General features: G+C 65.2%; 17 protein-coding genes and 1 tRNA gene. 10 read left to right on the forward strand and 8 right to left on the reverse strand.

Going from position 1 to position 18,453, the window contains the following annotated elements:
• Window positions 1-115 precede the first annotated feature (115 nt).
• A complete protein-coding gene (locus ABZO33_RS12675) occupies window positions 116-805 on the reverse strand; it encodes a crotonase/enoyl-CoA hydratase family protein (protein ID WP_414536297.1) in 690 nt (229 codons plus the stop codon).
• A gap of 290 nt (window positions 806-1,095) precedes the next feature.
• On the opposite strand from ABZO33_RS12675, the gene ABZO33_RS12680 reads away from it, so the two are divergent.
• Window positions 1,096-1,185: transfer RNA gene (locus ABZO33_RS12680), tRNA-Ser, on the forward strand.
• A gap of 160 nt (window positions 1,186-1,345) precedes the next feature.
• Here ABZO33_RS12680 and ABZO33_RS12685 read toward each other — a convergent pair.
• Both ABZO33_RS12685 and ABZO33_RS12690 read right to left on the reverse strand, forming a co-directional pair.
• Window positions 1,346-3,475: a TonB-dependent siderophore receptor gene (locus tag ABZO33_RS12685; RefSeq protein ID WP_414536298.1), complete on the reverse strand. Its 2,130-nt coding sequence runs from the start codon at window positions 3,473-3,475 to the stop codon at window positions 1,346-1,348.
• 229 nt (window positions 3,476-3,704) lie between these two features.
• Entirely contained in the window at window positions 3,705-4,082 is a 378-nt protein-coding gene (locus ABZO33_RS12690) for a hypothetical protein (protein WP_046856576.1), read from the reverse strand.
• 442 nt (window positions 4,083-4,524) lie between these two features.
• On the opposite strand from ABZO33_RS12690, the gene ABZO33_RS12695 reads away from it, so the two are divergent.
• The 5 genes from ABZO33_RS12695 to ABZO33_RS12715 all read left to right on the forward strand — a co-directional run bounded on the left by ABZO33_RS12695 (window position 4,525) and on the right by ABZO33_RS12715 (window position 10,827).
• A complete protein-coding gene (locus tag ABZO33_RS12695) occupies window positions 4,525-5,982 on the forward strand; it encodes a serralysin family metalloprotease (RefSeq protein ID WP_414536299.1) in 1,458 nt (485 codons plus the stop codon).
• 64 nt (window positions 5,983-6,046) lie between these two features.
• Window positions 6,047-6,409, forward strand: coding sequence for an AprI/Inh family metalloprotease inhibitor (locus tag ABZO33_RS12700; RefSeq protein ID WP_414536300.1), 363 nt, complete (start codon window positions 6,047-6,049; stop codon window positions 6,407-6,409).
• Window positions 6,410-6,454: 45 nt separating this feature from the next.
• Window positions 6,455-8,176, forward strand: coding sequence for a type I secretion system permease/ATPase (locus ABZO33_RS12705; protein ID WP_414536301.1), 1,722 nt, complete (start codon window positions 6,455-6,457; stop codon window positions 8,174-8,176).
• Window positions 8,173-9,465: an HlyD family type I secretion periplasmic adaptor subunit gene (locus ABZO33_RS12710; protein WP_414536302.1), complete on the forward strand. Its 1,293-nt coding sequence runs from the start codon at window positions 8,173-8,175 to the stop codon at window positions 9,463-9,465. Before ABZO33_RS12705 ends, ABZO33_RS12710 begins: the two co-directional genes overlap by 4 nt.
• 9 nt (window positions 9,466-9,474) lie before the next feature.
• Window positions 9,475-10,827: a TolC family outer membrane protein gene (locus ABZO33_RS12715; RefSeq protein ID WP_414536303.1), complete on the forward strand. Its 1,353-nt coding sequence runs from the start codon at window positions 9,475-9,477 to the stop codon at window positions 10,825-10,827.
• A gap of 123 nt (window positions 10,828-10,950) precedes the next feature.
• Here the strand turns inward: ABZO33_RS12715 and ABZO33_RS12720 are convergent, their stop codons facing one another.
• Window positions 10,951-12,138, reverse strand: a complete 1,188-nt coding sequence (locus ABZO33_RS12720) for an MFS transporter (protein WP_414536304.1) — start codon at window positions 12,136-12,138, stop codon at window positions 10,951-10,953.
• Window positions 12,139-12,246: 108 nt separating this feature from the next.
• Between ABZO33_RS12720 and ABZO33_RS12725 the strand changes: the two genes are divergently transcribed.
• On the forward strand, window positions 12,247-13,134 hold the full coding sequence (locus ABZO33_RS12725) for a LysR family transcriptional regulator (protein ID WP_414536305.1): 888 nt from the start codon (window positions 12,247-12,249) through the stop codon (window positions 13,132-13,134).
• A gap of 79 nt (window positions 13,135-13,213) precedes the next feature.
• Here the strand turns inward: ABZO33_RS12725 and ABZO33_RS12730 are convergent, their stop codons facing one another.
• Window positions 13,214-13,963: a 3-oxoacyl-ACP reductase family protein gene (locus ABZO33_RS12730; protein ID WP_414536306.1), complete on the reverse strand. Its 750-nt coding sequence runs from the start codon at window positions 13,961-13,963 to the stop codon at window positions 13,214-13,216.
• 125 nt (window positions 13,964-14,088) lie between these two features.
• Here ABZO33_RS12730 and ABZO33_RS12735 point away from each other — a divergent pair, with 125 nt between their 5' ends.
• Window positions 14,089-15,015 carry a LysR substrate-binding domain-containing protein gene (locus ABZO33_RS12735; RefSeq protein WP_414536349.1) on the forward strand — a complete coding sequence of 309 codons (927 nt, stop codon included), beginning with the start codon at window positions 14,089-14,091 and terminating at the stop codon, window positions 15,013-15,015.
• Window positions 15,016-15,025: 10 nt separating this feature from the next.
• Here ABZO33_RS12735 and ABZO33_RS12740 read toward each other — a convergent pair whose 3' ends face one another.
• Both ABZO33_RS12740 and ABZO33_RS12745 read right to left on the reverse strand, forming a co-directional pair.
• Window positions 15,026-15,508 (reverse strand): GreA/GreB family elongation factor, encoded by a 483-nt coding sequence (locus ABZO33_RS12740; RefSeq protein ID WP_414536307.1) that lies wholly within the window; start codon window positions 15,506-15,508, stop codon window positions 15,026-15,028.
• A 2-nt stretch (window positions 15,509-15,510) separates the two neighbouring features.
• Window positions 15,511-15,909: a hypothetical protein gene (locus ABZO33_RS12745; protein WP_414536308.1), complete on the reverse strand. Its 399-nt coding sequence runs from the start codon at window positions 15,907-15,909 to the stop codon at window positions 15,511-15,513.
• A 135-nt stretch (window positions 15,910-16,044) separates the two neighbouring features.
• Here ABZO33_RS12745 and earP point away from each other — a divergent pair, with 135 nt between their 5' ends.
• Window positions 16,045-17,178, forward strand: a complete 1,134-nt coding sequence (gene earP, locus ABZO33_RS12750) for an elongation factor P maturation arginine rhamnosyltransferase EarP (RefSeq protein WP_414536309.1) — start codon at window positions 16,045-16,047, stop codon at window positions 17,176-17,178.
• Window positions 17,179-17,226: 48 nt separating this feature from the next.
• On the forward strand, window positions 17,227-17,796 hold the full coding sequence (efp, locus tag ABZO33_RS12755) for an elongation factor P (RefSeq protein WP_060483780.1): 570 nt from the start codon (window positions 17,227-17,229) through the stop codon (window positions 17,794-17,796).
• A gap of 102 nt (window positions 17,797-17,898) precedes the next feature.
• Here the strand turns inward: efp and ABZO33_RS12760 are convergent, their stop codons facing one another.
• Complete coding sequence (locus tag ABZO33_RS12760) at window positions 17,899-18,327, reverse strand: organic hydroperoxide resistance protein (protein WP_011532840.1); 429 nt, start codon at window positions 18,325-18,327, stop codon at window positions 17,899-17,901.
• Between the last annotated feature and the right edge of the window lie 126 nt (window positions 18,328-18,453).

Genomic DNA, 18,453 nt, shown 5'->3' on the forward strand with positions numbered 1-18,453 from the left:
TATGGCGTAGGAGGTCACGTGGGAGCGGGCTTGCCCCGCGATGCGATCACCCAGGGTGACGCCATCGCGGGGCAAGCCCGCTCGCACGAAGCCGATAGAGGAAAGCCGTGAGTGATCAGCCCAGGTGGTTCTGATCTGCCAGGATCGCTTCGTCCAGCGCTTCCAGCAGCGCCTTGCGCACCTTCAGCTTGGTGTTCTTGTGCGCCAGCATGTTCAGCTTCTTCAGTTCACGGGCCGCGGCCAGGGCGGCTTCGTGCAGTTGCTCGGCGGGCACCACCTTGTCGAGGAAGCCGGCTTCCCGGGCACCCTGCGGGTCGAACACTTCGGCATTGTTCACCGAGCGCTGGAACGCCGCACGGCCGAGGCGGTCACGGGCGAGCTCGATACCGGCGTGGTGCATGGTCATGCCGATCTGCACTTCGTTCAGGCAGATCTTGTAGGGGCCCTCGACACCGATGCGGTAGTCGCCCGACAGCAGCAGGAAGGCGCCCTTGGCCACGGCGTTGCCGGGGCAGGCGACGACCACCGGGAAGGGGTGCGACAGCAGGCGTCGGGCCAGGGTGGAGCCGGCGGTGACCAGGCCAACGGCCTCCTTGGGGCCGGCGGTCATCACCTTGAGGTCGTAGCCGCCGGAGAGGATGCCCGGCTGGCCGGTGATGATCACCACCGCGCGTTCCTCGACGGCGCGATCGAGCGCGGCGTTGAAGGCTTTGATCACATCCGGGGAGATGGCATTGACCTTGCCGTTGTTCAGGGTCAGGGTGGCGATGCCGTCTTCGGCGTGGTAGGTAATCAGCTCGCTCATGGCAGAGTCCTTTGGATGGCGTGGCGACGACGTTACCCAGCGGCGCCGGCCAGGTAAAGCACCAAGGCTGACTGGTCGGTCAGCGCCACGCCGCCGTGCCTTGCGCCATCTGGGCAGCACTGAGCGGGTGGGAAAAAGCGCTGGGTACAATGGCAGCATTGCCCTGATTGGCCAGAGTTTTTGGCCGATTGCCTTAAGCGCATGAAAATTCTGAAAAAAATGCTTGCCAAGTAAAAGCTCTTCTACTAAATTAGCGCGCCTCGACAGGCTGAATAGCTTGAAGAGAAAACGGTGAAGTGTCCGAGTGGTCGAAGGAGCACGCCTGGAAAGTGTGTATACGAGAAATCGTATCAAGGGTTCAAATCCCTTCTTCACCGCCACATTCTACGAGAAGCCCCCGAATCGAAAGGTTCGGGGGCTTTTTGTTTGTCGCTGTGTTTTTACCTGTGCGATCGCATCGCCGGCAAGCCGGCTTCCCACAAGATAATGCGATCTCCTGTGGGAGCCGGCTTGCCGGCGATGGGCTGCGAAGCAGCCCCTTTAGAAACTTACTGAGGCAGACAACCGTGCCGTACGCGGCGCCCCCTGGAACAGGTAGTTGTCGCCCAGGTAGTCGCCCACGTCGCGCCAGTAGCGCTTGTCGAAGACGTTGTCCACGGTCAGGCGCAGCACGGTGTCGTAGCCGCCAATGTTCGTACGGTAGCGGCTGCCGATGTCGAACACGGTGTAGCCGCCGACTTCGACATTGCCCGCCTGGCTGGCGTACTTGCTGGCGCTGTAGCGGGCGCCGCCAAGCAGGGCCAGGCCGGGGACGGGCAGGGCGTAGTCGGCCTGCAACGCCGCTCTTAGGCGCGGCACGTTGATCGCCTGGTGGCCTTCGTAGGCGGCGGTGTCGCTGTTCTGTACCCGGGCGCGGATCGCCGCAGCGCTGGCCTGGATCTGCAGGTTGGAGGTCACCCAGCCGCTGGCGCCAAGTTCCAGGCCGGTGTTCTTCTGCTGGCCCGACTGCACATAGGTCGGCGCAGGGGAATCGTCCGGACGGGCATATTGGTAGGCCTGGCGGATCTGGAACAGGGCCGCGCTGAAGCTCATGCCCTGCCAGTCGCGCTTGATGCCGACTTCGAGTTGGCGCGACAGGGTAGGGGCCAGGATCTCGAACGCGTTGCTGGCGTACCAGGGGGCGGTGCCGCCGGAGGACAAGCCTTTTGCATAACTGGCGTAGAGGGTGGTGTCCGGCTGCGGCTTGTAGATCAACGCCGCGTTGGGCAGCAGTTGGTACTGTCGGGTATGGCGCCCGGCGACGCCATACTGGTCCCAGGTCTTTTCGTCCAGACGCACTTCCCGGGCGCCGATCACGGTCTGCCAATTGTCATTGAAGGTGATGCGGTCGCTGAAGAATAGGCCGTACTGGCGGCTGTCCAAGCGGCGCTCACTTTCTCCAATGGGCTTGTCCGACGGCTCCACGGCTGGCGCACCGGTATGGATATTGCCCGTGCCTCGCCACTCGTTGTAGCCCGGCCGCTGATCGAGCGTGCGGCGTTGCGCGCTGGTACCGACGGTCAGCTCATGGCCCACGCCCAGGGCTTCGAAGCGCCCGTCGAGTGTGGCCTGGGCTTCGTCGATGCGGCGGGTATCGTCAGGGCTGCGGAAATCGTAGATGTCGTAGTCGCCATTGCTGCCGAAGTAGGACCCTTCGCTCGAGCCCCAGGCAAACGCGCTGTAGTCATCGATGACTACCTTGCTGCGCGAGGCACTCAAGGTGCCGTTCCAGTTGTCGTTGAACTGGTACCTGAAGCGCCCGCCCAGGTTCCGCGAGTCGTTCTGCACGGGCTTGGCCCAGGACTGCCAGGCCAGGTGATCCTTGGGGTCGACGCCATGGGGCAGTTGGTTGCCGCCAAGCAGTTGATAGCCTGGCACAGAATACTGCTCGCGATGCTGGTACTCGGCGTCCAACTCCAGCACGGCATTCGGGTTGATATGCCAGTCGAACGCCAGGGAGGCGAAGTCGCGCTTGCCATCGGCATGGTCGACATAGGAGCGGATATCCTCATGGGCGAGGTTCACCCGCAGGCCCAGCTGGCGCTCGGCGCCAAGCCAGCCGCCCAGGTCGGTGGCCAGGTAGCGCTCGCCCTGTTCGTTGCTCGACACGCTGATGCTGCGCACATCCTCCGGGCGCTTGGTCACGTAGTTGACCAGCCCGCCCGGCTCCGACACGCCGCTCTGCAACCCGGACAGCCCCTTGAGCAGCTCCACCTGCTGCTTGTTCTCCAGCGCCACGTTCTGTTCGCCGGCGATGGTCTGGCCGTTGACCCGGTAGCTGCTGGCGGCGTTCAGCTCGAAGCCGCGCACGTTGAAGTTCTCGTAGTAGCCGATCGGCGCATAGCTTTCGCCCACCGAGGCATCGCTTTGCAAGACCTCGCTCAGCTTGCGCACCTGGCGGTCGTCCAGCAGCTGGCGGCTGAACACGCTGACCGAGGCGGGGGTGTCGAGCAGCGGCGCGCTGTGCAGGCCGCCGACCTGGGCTTCGCGGGCCTGGTAGCCGCTGTCCTGAACATCCGAGATGCGTACGGGGGCCAGGGCCACACTGTCGTCGGCAAGGCCATGGCCACTGTGCAGGGCAAGGCCCAGGCCGAGCAGGCCCAAGGGCAGGCGGGGGCGAAGCGGGGTCATGCAAGGCTCCTTGAAAAGCGGACGCGCCGTTATCGCTCGGCAGCTGTCGGGCAGGCAAAAGGGCGCCATGGTAGCAGGCCGCCGAGCCTTTCAGGGATGCAGACGTGGGATCCGGCGCGCCGCCGCCCCCACCGATACCGCGCAATGCAGAGGCATGCGTGTTTCCTGCGGGAGCCGGCTTGCCGGCGATGAGGCCAGTACAGTCAATACGAACGAAGCGGGGTGCGATTCAGGCCGCCGCCGGCCGTTGATGCCGGCGCCAGCTGTCGTCGATCTTCGACCAGGTCTTGCCATCGGTGATGGCCAACAGCTTGCGGCCATCCTTGAAGGTGGCGAGGAAGGTGACTTCCTCCTCCTTGCCGCCCAGCAGCAGGCCGGCGAGCAGGCCGACCGGGCCGGCCACCAGGGCGCCGGCCACCCCCCAGCCCAGGGCGGTGCCCAGGCTGCGGGTCGACTCGAGGTTGGCCAGCTTCAGGTCCTTGATCCGCGCCAGCGAAATGCGCTCGCCGGGCGAGGGGCTGCGCGGGGTCTTGAGAGTGAGCGCTCCATTGCGATACTCGCCTTCACCTTGCAAGAAATCGCCGGATTGCACCGTGAGTCTTGTCATTGTGTCGTCCTGTCAGGAAGGGGGCCTTTGACCAACGCCTACTGAGCGCTCCGCACGCTGGCAAGTCAACGCCGAGGCGACGGAGGGTCGTGCGGCAGGTTGTCGCGTAGTAAAGCGCCTAAACGAAGCGTTGATGGCAAACCACAGGCACAAGTCGCATTTTCGAAAGTAAACTTCGAATCGTCGTCTATAAAGTCCTGGGGTCATGATTAGAACTAATGCTTGCAGCTGGCGCCATTGATCCATCGCAGTTTGCGCAAATAAGTGCGACGCAGTTGAGTTTTCGAAAACGAAAAAATGACGTCAAAAAACGCTGGACATCAAGTTTCATTATGTGTCAGTTTTTTTGCGCCTCATAAAGGCGAGTGACAGGAAGTTCTCGCCAGGTGGGAGAATCCTGTCTGACATCAACTGCTTTTTTGTAAACAAGGAAGTAACCTGCATGTCGAAAGTCAAAGAAAACGCTATTGCATCGGCCGTTTCCGCACTGCAGCCGAAAGGGCCAAGTTCGTCCTTCGGCCTGATCGATAGCTTTGCCCACCAGTACGATCGCGGCGGCGCGAACATCAATGGCAAGAAGTCCTTCACGGTCGACCAGGCCGCCGACCACCTCCTGCGTGATGGCGCAGCCTGGAAGGACCTGAACAAGGACGGCACGATCAGCCTCACCTACACCTTCCTGACCAAGGCACCGTCTGATTTCTACAGCCGCGGGCTGGGCTCGTTCAGCCAGTTCAGCGACCTGCAGAAACAACAGGCCAAGCTCTCCATGCAGTCCTGGGCGGACGTGGCCAAGGTCACCTTCACCGAGGCGGCATCGGGTGGCGACGGCCACATGACCTACGGCAACTTCAGCGCCAGCAACGGCGGCGCGGCGTTCGCCTACCTGCCGTTCGACGGCCCGGGTTCGCACAAAGGTGAATCCTGGTACCTGATCAACAGCGGCTACCAGGTCAACATCACCCCGGGCACCGGCAACTACGGGCGCCAGACCCTGACCCACGAAATCGGCCACGTACTGGGCCTGTCCCACCCCGGCGACTACAACGCCGGCGAGGGCAACCCGACCTACCGTGACGCCGACTACGCCCAGGACACCCGTGGCTACAGCATCATGAGCTACTGGAGCGAGAGCAACAACGGCCAGAACTTCATCAAGGGCGGCGGGCAGTACTACGCCTCGGCCCCGCTGATGGACGACATCCTGGCGATCCAGAAGCTCTACGGCGCCAACTACGCCACCCGTGCCGGCGACACCACCTACGGCTTCAACTCCACCGCTGATCGCGACTTCTACTCGGCCACCTCGGCCTCGTCGAAGCTGGTGTTCTCGGTGTGGGACGGTGCAGGCAACGACACCTTCGACTTCTCGGGCTTCACCCAGAACCAGAAGATCAACCTCAACGAAGCGTCGTTCTCCGACGTCGGCGGCATGGTCGGCAACGTGTCCATCGCCAAGGGCGTGACCATCGAGAACGCCATCGGCGGCTCGGGCAACGACCTGCTGATCGGCAATGCGCTGGCCAACGTGCTCAAGGGTGGTGCCGGCAACGACATCATCTACGGCGGCGGCGGCGCCGACCAGCTGTGGGGCGGCAGCGGCTCGGACACCTTCGTGTTCGCGGCTGTCAGCGACTCCACCAAGGCGGCGCCGGACCGCATCATGGACTTCACCTCGGGCGTGGACAAGATCGACCTGTCGGCCATCTCCGCGTTCGCCGTGAACAAGCTGCCGCTGCAGTTCGTCAACGCCTTCACCGGCCATGCCGGCGAGGCGCTGCTGACCTATGACCAGGCCACCAACCTGGGCAGCCTGTCCATCGACTTCACCGGAAACGCCTCGGCTGATTTCCTGGTGACCACCGTTGGCCAGGCCGCTGTCACCGACATCGTGGTCTGATGCAACAGGGGGCGGCGCTTGCGCGTCGCCCTTTTGTCGGCGAGGCAGACGAATGAAAGCAACCTTGCGAACGATCGCGCTGGCCGCGATTACCCTGATGTCGATGACCGAGGTAGGTATGGCGAGCAGCCTGTTACTCCCCAACGCCGCGCAAATGGCCGGTGATTGGACGCTTTACCCCGAACAGCAGCAGGCGCAAGCCTGCAACCTGCACCTGGGCGCCAGCGAAGGCGAAATCGAAGGCGACCTGGATTGCGCCAGGGACTTGCTGGGCCTGCGCCCCGGCAGTTGGCTGGTGACCCCCGACACCTTGGCCCTGGTGGGCGGGGATGGCAGCAGCGTGGTGCACTTCAGCCGTGACGACGGGCATTATGCCTGGACCCGTCCGGACGGTACCCAACTGGTGCTCCAGCGCCAGGCCAAATAACCCCACCCTGGAACTTGAAAAGTTTCAGGTAAACAAGGGCGAAACATGAAACTACCGAGCAAAAAGCCCGGGGCGCCTTTGTGGGCGGCACTCGGCGAACATAAGTCGACCTTGATCAGCGTCGGCTGTTTCACGGCATTGATCAACTTGCTCATGCTGGTGCCGTCGATATATATGCTTCAAGTGTACGACCGTGTACTGAGTTCGCAGAGCACGACAACTTTGTGGGTGCTGACGCTTATGGTGGTCGGCTTCTTCGTTTATATCGGCGGGCTCGAGGCGGTACGCAGTTTCATTGTCATTCGGGTCGGCAACCAGTTGGAAAAGACGTTCAACCTGAAAGTCTATCGCGCCGCCTTCGAACGCAACCTGCGCCAGCGCGACGGTGCAGCCGGCCAGGCTCTGGGCGACCTGACCCAGCTGCGCCAGTTCATCACCGGCCCCGCGCTGTTCGCCTTCTTCGATGCCCCCTGGTTCCCCATCTACCTGGCGGTGATCTTCGCCTTCAACGTCTGGCTGGGCGTGATGGCCACGGTCGGCGCGTTGCTGCTGATCGCCCTGGCGATCCTCAACGAGCGCCTGACCCATGACACCCTGGCCGAGGCCAGTGGTTTCCAGCTGCAATCGACGCAACTGGCCGGCAGCCAGCTGCAAAGCGCCGAGAGCATCCAGGCCATGGGCATGCTCGGTGCCCTGCGCCAGCGTTGGTACACGTTGCACGGGCGTTTCCTCGATCTGCAGAACAAGGCCAGCGACACCTCGGCAGTGATCACCGCCACCAGCAAGGGCCTGCGCCTGTGCCTACAGTCGCTGGTACTGGGGCTGGGCGCGCTGCTGGTGATCGAGGGGCAGATGACCCCGGGCATGATGATCGCCGGCTCCATTCTCATGGGCCGGGTGCTGGCGCCGATCGACCAGTTGATTGCGGTGTGGAAGCAATGGAGCGGCGCGCAACTGGCCTACCAACGTCTGGACGGCCTGCTGCGCGAACACCCCGAGCCGCCAACGCCGATGCCCTTGCCGGTGCCCACCGGGCAACTGGCGGTGGAGCAGGTCAGTGCCGGCCCGCCCGGGCGCAACCTGGCCACCCTGCAACAGGTGAACTTCTCCTTGGCGCCGGGCGAGCTGCTCGGCGTGCTGGGGGCTTCGGGGTCGGGCAAGTCGACCTTGGCCAAGGTGCTGGTCGGCGTCTGGCCGACCCTCGGCGGCCATGTGCGCCTCGATGGCGCCGAGCTCAGCCAATGGGACCGCGACGCGCTGGGCCCGCACATCGGCTACCTGCCGCAGAACATCGAATTGCTGCGCGGCAGCATCGCCGAGAACATCGCCCGGTTTGGCGAGCTGGACGGCATCAAGGTGGTCGAGGCGGCGCGCCTGGCGGGTGTGCATGACCTGATCCTGCGCCTGCCCCAGGGCTACGACACGCGCCTGGGTGAGGAGGGCGTCGATCTCTCCGGCGGCCAGAAGCAGCGCATTGCCCTGGCCCGCGCCCTGTACGGCGACGCCCGGCTGATCGTGCTCGACGAACCCAACTCCAACCTCGACAGCCACGGTGAGGCCGCGCTGGCCAACGCCATCGTCCAGCTCAAGGCCCAGGGCCGCACCGTGGTGCTGGTGACCCACCGCAGCGCGGCGCTGGCCCAGGCCGACAAGCTGCTGGTGATGAACGAAGGGCGCATGCAGGGCTTCGGCCCGGCCCGCGACATCCTCCACGCCATGGGCCAGGCCCCGGCGCAACGACCCCTGCAAGCCGGAGGTGGCGCATGAGCCAGCACACCCGTGATGCACGTTTCCATGTTCGTCTGGGGTGGTGGCTGACCCTGGTCGGTTTCGGCGGTTTCATGGCCTGGGCCAGCCTCGCCCCGCTCGACCAGGGTGTGCCGGTGCAGGGCACCGTGGTGGTGTCGGGCAAACGCAAGGCGGTGCAGTCCATGGGCGCGGGCGTGGTCAGCCGCATCCTGGTCAGCGAAGGCCAGCTGGTGCGCCAGGGCGAGCCGCTGTTCCGCCTCGACCGCACCCAGGTGCAGGCCGACGTCGATGCGCTGCAGGCCCAGTACCGCATGACCCGCGCCGCCCTGGCGCGCTGGCAGAGCGAACGCGACAACCTCGGCCAGGTGCAGTTTCCCGCAGAGCTGCTCGAAGATGCCGACGCCCGCCTGGCGCTGATCCTCGAAGGCCAGCGCCAGCTGTTCGACAGCCGCCGCCAGGCCCAGGCCCGCGAGCAAGGCGCCCTGGCCGCCAGCATCGACGGCTCCCAGGCGCAGCTGACCGGCATGCGCCGGGCGCGCGGTGACCTGCAGGCCCAGGCCGACTCGTTGCGCGAGCAGCTCGACAGCCTGCGCCCGTTGGCCGGCGAGGGCTATATCCCGCGCAACCGCGTGCTGGAGTACCAGCGCCAGCTGTCGCAGGTGCAGCGCGACCTGGCGCAGAACGCCGGCGAAAGCGCGCGTCTGGAGCAGGTGATCGTCGAAGCCCGGCTCAACTTGCAGCAGCGCCGCGAGGAGTACCAGAAAGAGGTGCGCAGCCAGCTGGCCGAAGCCCAGGTCAAGGCCGCAACCCTGGAGCAGCAGCTCAACTCCGCCCACTTCGAGCTGCAGCACAGCGAGATCATCGCCCCGGCCGACGGCATCGCGGTGAACCTTGGCGTGCACACCGAAGGCGCCGTGGTGCGGGCCGGCGATACCCTGCTGGAGATCGTGCCTCAGGGCACCGCGCTGGAAGTGGAAGGGCGTCTGCCGGTGAACCTGGTGGACAAGGTGGCACCGCAGTTGCCGGTGGACATCCTGTTCACCGCCTTCAACCAGAACCGCACGCCACGGGTCACCGGGGAGGTGGCGCTGGTGTCAGCCGACCAGCTGATCGACGAGCGCAGCGGCCAGCCGTACTACGTGCTGCGCAGCACCGTCAGCGAAGAGGCGCTGGCGCGTCTCGAAGGCCTGGCCATACGCCCGGGGATGCCCGCCGAGCTGTTCGTGCGCACCGGCGAGCGCTCGCTGCTCAACTACCTGTTCAAACCCCTGCTCGACCGTGCAGGCACCGCCTTGACCGAACAATAAGGACCGCCAGTGAAGAAGTTCCCACTGATCGGGCTGCTGCTGGCCTGCGCCTGGCTGCCGACCGCCGCCCAGGCCGCCATGGGGCCGTTCCAGGTATACGAGCAGGCCCTGCGCCGCGACCCGACCTACCTCGCAGCGTTCAAGGCCCGCGAAGCCGGCCAGGAATACCGTGCCATCGGCCGCGCCGGCCTGCTGCCCAGCCTGTCGTACAGTTACAACAAGGGTCGCAACGATTCCGAGGTGCGCTACCTCGGCGATTCGCGCCGGCAGAAGGAAGACCGCAACTACAACAGCATGGGCTCGACCTTCATCCTCCAGCAGCCGCTGTTCGACTACGAAGCCTATTCGAGCTATCGCAAGGGCGTGGCCCAGGCGCTGTTCGCCGATGAGAGCTTCCGCGACCAGAGCCAGCAGTTGCTGGTGCGGGTGATGACCAGCTACACCCAGGCGCTGTTCGCCCAGGACCAGATCGCCATCAGCGTCGCCAGCAAGCAGGCCTACCGCCAGCAGTTCCAGCAGAACCAGCGCCTGTTCGACGCCGGTGAAGGCACGCGCACTGACATCCTCGAGGCCCAGGCCCGCTATGAGCTGGCCGATGCCGAGGAGATCAAGGCACGCAATGAGCAGGATGCCGCGCTGCGCGAACTGGGCGCGCTGATCGGCGAGCCGGCGGTGCGGGTTGAAGACCTGGCGCCGCTGCGTCTGGGTTTTGCCTTGCCAGTGGTTGACCCCAGCGGCTATGAGGCCTGGCAGGAGCGTGCCCTGGCCAACAACCCGCAACTGGCGTCATCGCGACAGGCCCTGGAAGTGGCGCGCTACGAAGTCGAGCGCAACCGTGCCGGGCACCTGCCCAAGGTCACCGCGTTCGCCACCTCACGGCGCCAGGAGTCGGACAGCGGCAACACCTACAACCAGCGCTACGACACCAACACCGTGGGCATCGAAGTCAGCGTGCCGATCTTCGCCGGGGGCGGCGTGTTGGCCTCGACCCGCCAGGCCAGCCGGCACCTGGAGCAGGCCGAGTACGAGCTCGACGGCAATACCCGCGGTGCCTTGATCGAGCTGCGCAAGCAGTACAACGCCTGCCAGTCCGGCGCCAGCCAGTTGCGTGCCTACCAGCGGGCGCTGGTGGCGGCCGAGGCGCTGGTGGTGTCCACACGCAAAAGCGTGCAAGGCGGCGAGCGCGTCAATCTGGACGTGCTCAACGCCGAACAGCAATTGGCCACCACCCGCCGCGACCTGGCCCAGGCGCGTTACGACTACCTGCTGGCGTGGATCAAGCTGCATTACCAGGCCGGGGTGTTGAGCGAGACCCAGCTGGCGCGGGTGGACGAAGCGTTCATCGACGCCAAATCCGGTTGATGCCCTGATCGCCTACCAGCGTGGGAGCGGGCTTGCCCCGCGATGCGAGATATGGCACCGGCTTTGCCGGTGATCGCGGGGCAAGCCCGCTCCCACGCTAGTAGGCGAGTCACTGAAAAGCATTCAGGCTGGCACCACTGCCTTCCCCCGCTTGCGTTCAGCCAGCCCCCACACCAGCAGCGCCAGGGCACCGATCACCAGCCCGGCCACTACGATCCCGTCCCAGCCATGCACCTCGAACAGCTGCGTGCCCAGCAGTGACCCCAACGCCCCGCCAATGAAGTAGCAGGTGATGTACCCGGCATTGAGCCGCGTGCGCGCCTCGGGGCGCAGCACGATCACCGCGTTCTGGTTGCTCACGTGCACCAGTTGCACCGCCAGGTCGAGCAGCAGCACCCCCACCAGCAATGCCACCAGCGAGCTCTGCGCAAACCCCAGCGGCACCCACGACAGCAGCAGCGCCACCAGCCCTACCGTGGTCCCCAACGGCCCTTTACCGCGATCGGCCAGGCGCCCGGCCCAGTTGGCCGCCAGCGCGCCGATCGCCCCGGCCAGGCCGAACAGGCCGATCACCGCGTCGGAGTAATGGTAGGGCGCCTCGCTCAACAGGAACGCCAGCGGAGTCCAGAACAGCGCGAACAGGCTGAACGCCAGCAAGCCCAGCAGCGAACGCAGGCGCAGCACCGGCTCTTCGACGAACAGGCGGAACACCGAGCCGATCAGCGCCGGGTAGTTCAAGCCGGCGTGGCTGTGGTGCTGCGGCAGGCTGCGGTACAGGGCGAGGGCACTGATCGCCATCAGCACCGCAGCGAGCACGTAGATGCTGCGCCAGCCGCCCAGCTCGGCCATGAAGCCTGCGGCGGTGCGCGCCAGCAGGATGCCCAGCAGCAGGCCGCTCATCAGCGTGCCCACGGCGCGGCCGCGTTGCTCCGGCGCACTAAGCGCGGCGGCCATGGGTACCAGCACCTGGGCTACCACCGAGAACAGCCCGGTCAGCGCCGTGCCGAACAACAGCCACGGCAGGCTTGGCGCGCAGGCGCTGATCACCAGGCCGGCGGTGGCGATCAGCACCATGGTGACGATCAGCCGCCGCTGCTCGAACAGATCGCCCAGTGGCGCGAGCAACAGCAGCCCGGCGCCGTAGCTGAGCTGGGCGGCGATGACGATGGTGCCGGCGCTGGCGGTGCTCAGGCCGAACTGCTCGGCGATGCTGTGCAGCAGCGGTTGGGCGTAGTAGTTGCTGGCCACGGCCAGGCCGGTGGCGGTGGCCATCAGCAGGATCAGGGCGCGACTCAGAGTCGGGGAGTTCATGGGCAGTCTCGTTGCAGGCAAGGTTGTGTGGCGACAAGTATCAGGAAGTGTCTGGCATGACACCAATGTATAGTTTTCAACTTATCCATCTTGAAAGCAGATAGATCGATGAACCTCAAACAGCTCGAATATGCCTTGGCCGTGGCCGACACCGGCAGTTTCACCCGTGCCGCCGAGCGTTGCCATGTAGTGCAGTCGGCTCTCAGCCACCAGGTGGCGCGGCTGGAGGCACAGTTGGGGGTGAGCCTGTTCGAGCGCAGCTCGCGGCGGGTGCGCCTGACCCCGGCCGGCGAGGCCTTCGTGCTCAGCGCCCGGCCGGCGGTGGCGGCGGCGCGGCGGGTGGCCGAGGATGTCGCGGCCGCTTGCGGTCAGGTGCGTGGACGTCTGTCGATCGGCGAGATCAGCTCGCTCACCGCGCTGGACCTGGTCGATCTGCTGGCGGTGTTCCACCAGCGTTATCCGGATGTGGACGTGCGCTGGTTGACCGCCAAGAGCGAGTTGTTGATGGCGGACGTCCGCGAACGGCGCCTGGACGTGGGCTTCATCGGCCTGTGGCAGGGCGAGGCGCTGCAGGGCGTGCAGCATCGCCTGCTGGCGCGGGAGGCGTTGGCGGCGGTGCTGCCGCCCGGCCATCGGCTGGCGGGCAGGGCGCAGCTGGCCCTGGCCGAGCTGGCCGACGAGGTGCTGGTGGACTTTCCCGAGGGCACCGGGGCACGCCGGCAGACTGACGAGGCGTTCCAGGCGGCCGGGTTGCGGCATCGAGTGCAATTCGAAATTGGCCATATTCGCCTGGTGGAAAAATTCGTGCAGCGGAGCATGGCCGTGGGCCTGGTCCCCGAGCGCATCGCTCGGGGCTTCCAGGAGGTCGTCATGGTGCCGCTGGTGGATGCACCGGTACGGCATCTGTATGCGGTGTGGTCGCCCAGCCCGACGCCAGCGGCGCGGGCGTTTCTGCAGGTCATGGAGGCGAGTTTGCCGGCACACGGTGCGCGTTGACCCATCGCGGGGCAAGCCCGCTCCCACGGGACGTTGCTGGGTCCGTGGGAGCGGGCTTGCCCCGCGATAGGGTGTGCGTTCAGGCCGCAAACCCACCATCGGCAAGCAGGCTCGCCCCGGTGATGTACCCCGCCTCAGGCCCCGCCAGGTAGGCGACGAAGCTGGCGATCTCGTCTGCCTGCCCGTAGCGCCCGATGGCCATCAATGGGATCAGGCTCTCGGCGAACTCGCCACTGGCCGGGTTCATGTCGGTGTCCACCGGCCCCGGCTGCACATTGTTGACGGTGATCCCCTGCGGCCCCAGGTCCCGTGCCAGGCCCTTGGTCAGGCCGACCAGCGCCGACTTGCTCATGGCATAGGGCGCACCGCCGGCGAATGGCATGCGCTCGGCGTTGGTGCTGCCGATGTTGATGATCCGCCCGCCCTGGCCCATGTGCTTCACCGCCGCCTGGGTGGCCACGAACACGCTGCGCACATTGACTGCCAGCAGGCGATCGAAGTCGGCCAGGTCGAACTCGGCCACCGGCGCTACCGCCAGCACGCCGGCATTGTTGACCAGGATATCGAGGCCGCCGAAGGCCTTTGCGGTGTCGGCCACGGCCTGTTGCACGGCCTGGATGTCGGCGCTGTCGGCGCGCAGGGCCAGGGCCTGGCCGTCGGCATTGTTGATTTCACCCGCCAGGGCCTCGGCGCTGGCGCTCGAGCTGACATAGGTGAAGGCGACCTTGGCGCCGTCGCGGGCCAGGCGCCGGACGATGGCCGCGCCAATACCGCGGGAACCGCCCTGGACCAGGGCCACCTTGCCGGTGAGGGGAAGTGCTTGGGACATGCTGATCTCCTGCAGTGAAGCAAGGCCGGATGCCTTGGGATGGACGCAGTATCCGCGCTCGATTAGCTGTTGATAAGATGGCAATCGAGTTACTCAGAATAAACCAGGAGTTGATAATGGCCGTGATGGAGTCCTTCAGCAGCCTGGAATGCTTCATTCGCAGCGCCGAAGTCGGCAGCTTTGCCGAAGCCGCCAGACGCCTTTCGCTCACCCCGGCGGCAGTGGGCAAGAACGTCGCCCAGCTGGAGGCACGGCTTGGCGTGCGCCTGTTCCTGCGCAGCACCCGCAAACTGACCCTGACCGAGGCCGGGCAGCGTTTTCTGGCCGAGGTGAGCGAGAGCTTTCGCACCATCCAGTACGCCGTGGCCAACCTCGCCAACAGTGAGGGCCATCCTTCGGGCGTGCTGCGGGTCAGCATGGGCACGGTGTTCGGGCGCCTGTACGTGTTGCCGCTGCTGGGCGAGTTCCTTGCCCGCTATCCGGCGGTGACGGCGGATTGGCATTTCGACAACCGCCAGGTCGACCTGATTGGCCAGGGCTTCGACGCCGCCCTCGGCGGCGGTTTCGACCTGCCGCCCGGGGTGGTGGCACGCAAGCTGACGCCCGCGCACCGGGTACTGGTGGCCTCGCCGGGCTATGTGCGGCAGCACAGGCCTATTGACCGGCCGGAACAGTTGCAGGCTTGTGCCGGCATCCTCATCCGCTCGCCGCAGACCGGCAGGGTACGCAGCTGGCCGCTGACCAGCCGCTGGCAGGAGCAACAGCCGCTGCAACTGCCCCAGCGCCTGACCATGAGCGATTCGGACGCCGCCTGCGCGGTGGCCGAACAAGGGCTGGGCATCGCCCTGGTCAGCCTGCCTTTCGCATTGCCTTACCTGACCTCAGGCCGCCTGTGCCGGGTGCTGCCGGACTGGTACGTCGACGATGGGCACATCAGCCTGTACTACGCCGAGCGCAAGCTGTTGCCGGGCAAGACCCGCGCCTTCATCGATTTCGTGGTGGAGCAGTTTGCCGAGCAGGGACTGGCAAAGCGCTTCGATGCCTTGCAGTGATAGAACCCGATCAGACGATATCGATGATCAACTGCACCTGCGCCACCCCAGCCAGCACCAGGCGTACTTCGTCATCCACGTGCTTGCCAAGCAGTTGCTGGCCTAGCGGTGCGCGAGGTGTGATCACCGTCACCAGCGCCTCTGCCTCACCAATCTTCAAGCCGGCACCCTCGGGGCCGAGAAACAGCCTGCGCCGTTGGCCCTGTTCATCCTCCAGGGTCACCAGACAGCCGACCTGGATCCCCCGCGCCGGGTCGTAGTTGCGCGGCACCAGTTGCTGGTAGGTCTGCAGCGCCTGGCGGATCTCGGCGGTGCGCCGCGCCTGCCCGGTGGCCAGGTACGAAGCCTCGAGCCCCAAGGTGTCGTACTTGTTCTCGGCGATGTTTTCTTCGGCGGTTGCGGCCTCGTAGGCGGTCTGGGCGGCGCGGCGCAGCACCTCCATGTCGTGCTCGAGGGTGGTGACGATGCGCTGCAGCAGGGTGGCCTTGTCCATGGTCAGTAGCAGAACTCCAGCACGTTGGCCTGGCTCTTGTCGGTCGGCGCGGTGCGGTTCTGCTGCAACCAGAACTGGCACTTGGGGCTGTTCAGGTTGCGCGGGTTGCCCTGGGCGGCTTCGGCGGCCTGCTGCAATTCCTGCTTGTGCAGGATGTCCTTGTAGTGTTCGAACATCTGCGCCTGGGCGTCGGCCGGTTGTGCCGGCGCGGCGGCAGGTGCAGGCTGGACCACGGCGGGGACGGTGGCCTCGACCAGCGGTTGCACCTGCTGTGGCCACAAGTGCAGGGCCAGCCACAGGCTCACGGCGATCGCCAATGCGCCGAGCCACAGGCCGAGGGCGACGCACAGCACCAGTTGTACCGGATTCAGGGTGATCTTCAATTCGCGGGGGCGGGGCATGGTGGCCTCCTGGCAGGCGGGGCAAGGGCGCCATTCTCGCATGCCGCGCCAGGTATTTTCAGCGCCGTGCTTTTGTTGGCCGGCATTTTTCAGCAAAATCCGCGGTCTTTTTTCCGCAGGTAACGGAACGTGGCGATGAAAACCACCTGGGACATCTTCTGCACGGTCGTCGACAACTATGGCGATATCGGCGTCACCTGGCGCCTGGCGCGCCAGTTGGCGAGCGAGCATGACCTGGCCGTGCGCCTGTGGGTGGATGACCTGCAAGCCTTCGCACGCCTGTGCCCAGAGGCCGACAGCCACGCCGAGCAGCAGTGGCGGCAGGGGGTCGAGGTGCGCCACTGGCCGGCCGCGTGGCAAGGCGCGGAGCCGGCGCAGGTGGTGGTGGGCGCCTTCGCCTGCCAACTGCCGCAGACCTATGTCGAGGCCATGTGCGAGCAGGCCACGCCGCCCTTGTGGCTGAACCTGGACTACCTCAGCGCCGAAGACTGGGTGGAGGGTTGCCATGGCTTGCCCTCGCCCCAGGCCAATGGGCTGCGCAAGTTCTTCTTCTTCCCGGGCTTCACCGAGAAGACCGGTGGGTTGCTGCGTGAAGCCACCTTGCTGCCGCGTTGCCAGGCGTTCCAGCAGTCGCCCGGCGAGCGGGCGGATTTCCTGGCGGGCCTGGGCGTGCAGCCTGGGGAAGGGGCGCGACTGATCTCGCTGTTCGCCTACGAGAACCCGCAACTGGGCGATTGGCTCGATGTGCTGGCCGCCGATGTGCACCCCACCCACCTGCTGGTACCACAGGGGCGCATCCTGGGAGACCTCGGCCACTGGCTGGGCGAGGCGGACCTGGCCGTGGGGGCGCTGCATCGGCGCGGCGCCTTGACCGTCCAGGTGCTGCCTTTCGTCAGCCAGGACGACTACGACCGGCTGCTGTGGAGCTGCGATTTCAACGCCGTGCGCGGCGAGGACTCGTTCGTGCGGGCGCAATGGGCTGGCGTGCCGATGCTGTGGCACATCTACATCCAGGAAGAGAACGCCCACTGGGAAAAGCTCGAGGCATTCCTCGCCCTTTATCGCCATGGGCTGTCGGCCGCCGCCGGGCAGGCGCTGGCTGAACTGTGGCGCGCCTGGAACATGGATCGCCCGATGGGCCAGGCCTGGCAGGCGCTGCAGCCACACTGGGAGGAAGTGCGCGAACATGCCCGCCAGTGGCAGGCCACGCAGGCCGCTCGGCCGGACCTTGCCACGAGACTGGTACAGTTTTACCGAAATTCGCTATGATACGCGGCCTCGATTTTTATAAATCCATCCAGATTCGGATACTTCGTAATGAAAACTGGTAAAGAACTGAAACCCGGTACCGTACTGCGGATCGACAACGACCCGTGGCTGGTTCAGAAAGCTGAGTTCACCAAGTCGGGCCGTAACAGCGCGATCATGAAGACCAAGCTGAAGAACCTGCTGACCGGCTACAAGACCGAAACCGTATACGGTGCGGACGACAAGCTGGACGACGTGATCCTGGATCGCAAAGAAGCGACCCTGTCGTTCATCAGCGGTGACTCGTACACCTTCATGGACACCACCGACTACACCATGTACGAACTGAACGCCGAAGACATCGACGCCGTTCTGCCGTACATCGAAGAAGGCATGGAAGACATCTGCGAAGCCGTCTTCTTCGAAGGCCGCCTGGTATCGGTAGAACTGCCGACCACCATCAGCCGCCAGGTTGTCTACACCGAGAACGCCGCGCGTGGCGACACCTCGGGCAAGGTCATGAAGCCTGCCAAGCTGAAGAACGGTACCGAGATCTCGGTTGCCGACTTCATCCAGATCGACGAGTGGATCGACATCGACACTCGCGACAACAGCTTCAAGGGCCGTTCCAAGAAGTAATCCTTCTTGCGATGAGCACGAAAAACCCGGCCTTGGCCGGGTTTTTTTGTGCCTGTGAAACCGTGCCGCCTTCATCGCGGGGCTTGCCCCGCGATGGCGTCCTCAGACAGTCACATGCAACCGCACATCCACATTGCCGCGGGTGGCGTTGGAGTACGGGCAGACCTTGTGCGCCTTCTCCACCAGCCCTTCGGCGTCGGCCTGGGCCAGGCCAGGCAGGTTGATGTGCAGATCGATGTCCAGGCCGAAACCGCCAGGGATCTGGCCGATGCCGACCTTGGCGGTGATCGAGGCGTCCGCTGGCAGGGCTTTTTTCTCCTGGCCGGCGACGAACTTCAGCGCGCCGATGAAACAGGCCGAGTAACCCGCGGCGAACATCTGCTCGGGGTTGGTGCCTTCACCCCCGGCGCCGCCCAGCTCTTTCGGAGTGCTCAGCTTGACTTCCAGCTTGCCGTCGCTGGAGCGGGATTTGCCATCACGACCACCGGTGGAAGTGGCTTCTGCGATGTACAGCGGAGTGACCTTTTGCATCTTGAGCCTCGCTTGGGTGCTGTGCGCCGTCGGCGCTGAGTGGGTATGGGATTAATTTAGCGCGCAATTATTTAGTGCGCAAGTTAAATATTCGACCATTCATCCGAACAGCCATCTCACAGCTTA

The sequence above is a fragment of the Pseudomonas sp. CAM1A genome (genome assembly GCF_047501685.1).
GTDB lineage: Bacteria > Pseudomonadota > Gammaproteobacteria > Pseudomonadales > Pseudomonadaceae > Aquipseudomonas.

What these genes read in the sequence shown, in the direction of transcription:
- ABZO33_RS12675 (WP_414536297.1), bottom strand. Translation starts at nt 805, where the DNA reads ATGAGCGAGCTGATTACCTACCACGCCGAAGACGGCATCGCCACCCTG.
- efp (WP_060483780.1), top strand. Translation starts at nt 17,227, where the DNA reads ATGAAAACTGGTAAAGAACTGAAACCCGGTACCGTACTGCGGATCGAC.
- ABZO33_RS12710 (WP_414536302.1), top strand. Translation starts at nt 8,173, where the DNA reads ATGAGCCAGCACACCCGTGATGCACGTTTCCATGTTCGTCTGGGGTGG.
- ABZO33_RS12690 (WP_046856576.1), bottom strand. Translation starts at nt 4,082, where the DNA reads ATGACAAGACTCACGGTGCAATCCGGCGATTTCTTGCAAGGTGAAGGC.
- ABZO33_RS12760 (WP_011532840.1), bottom strand. Translation starts at nt 18,327, where the DNA reads ATGCAAAAGGTCACTCCGCTGTACATCGCAGAAGCCACTTCCACCGGT.
- ABZO33_RS12735 (WP_414536349.1), top strand. Translation starts at nt 14,089, where the DNA reads ATGGAGTCCTTCAGCAGCCTGGAATGCTTCATTCGCAGCGCCGAAGTC.
- ABZO33_RS12695 (WP_414536299.1), top strand. Translation starts at nt 4,525, where the DNA reads ATGTCGAAAGTCAAAGAAAACGCTATTGCATCGGCCGTTTCCGCACTG.
- ABZO33_RS12720 (WP_414536304.1), bottom strand. Translation starts at nt 12,138, where the DNA reads ATGAACTCCCCGACTCTGAGTCGCGCCCTGATCCTGCTGATGGCCACC.
- ABZO33_RS12685 (WP_414536298.1), bottom strand. Translation starts at nt 3,475, where the DNA reads ATGACCCCGCTTCGCCCCCGCCTGCCCTTGGGCCTGCTCGGCCTGGGC.
- ABZO33_RS12730 (WP_414536306.1), bottom strand. Translation starts at nt 13,963, where the DNA reads ATGTCCCAAGCACTTCCCCTCACCGGCAAGGTGGCCCTGGTCCAGGGC.
- ABZO33_RS12705 (WP_414536301.1), top strand. Translation starts at nt 6,455, where the DNA reads ATGAAACTACCGAGCAAAAAGCCCGGGGCGCCTTTGTGGGCGGCACTC.
- ABZO33_RS12725 (WP_414536305.1), top strand. Translation starts at nt 12,247, where the DNA reads ATGAACCTCAAACAGCTCGAATATGCCTTGGCCGTGGCCGACACCGGC.
- earP (WP_414536309.1), top strand. Translation starts at nt 16,045, where the DNA reads ATGAAAACCACCTGGGACATCTTCTGCACGGTCGTCGACAACTATGGC.
- ABZO33_RS12740 (WP_414536307.1), bottom strand. Translation starts at nt 15,508, where the DNA reads ATGGACAAGGCCACCCTGCTGCAGCGCATCGTCACCACCCTCGAGCAC.
- ABZO33_RS12745 (WP_414536308.1), bottom strand. Translation starts at nt 15,909, where the DNA reads ATGCCCCGCCCCCGCGAATTGAAGATCACCCTGAATCCGGTACAACTG.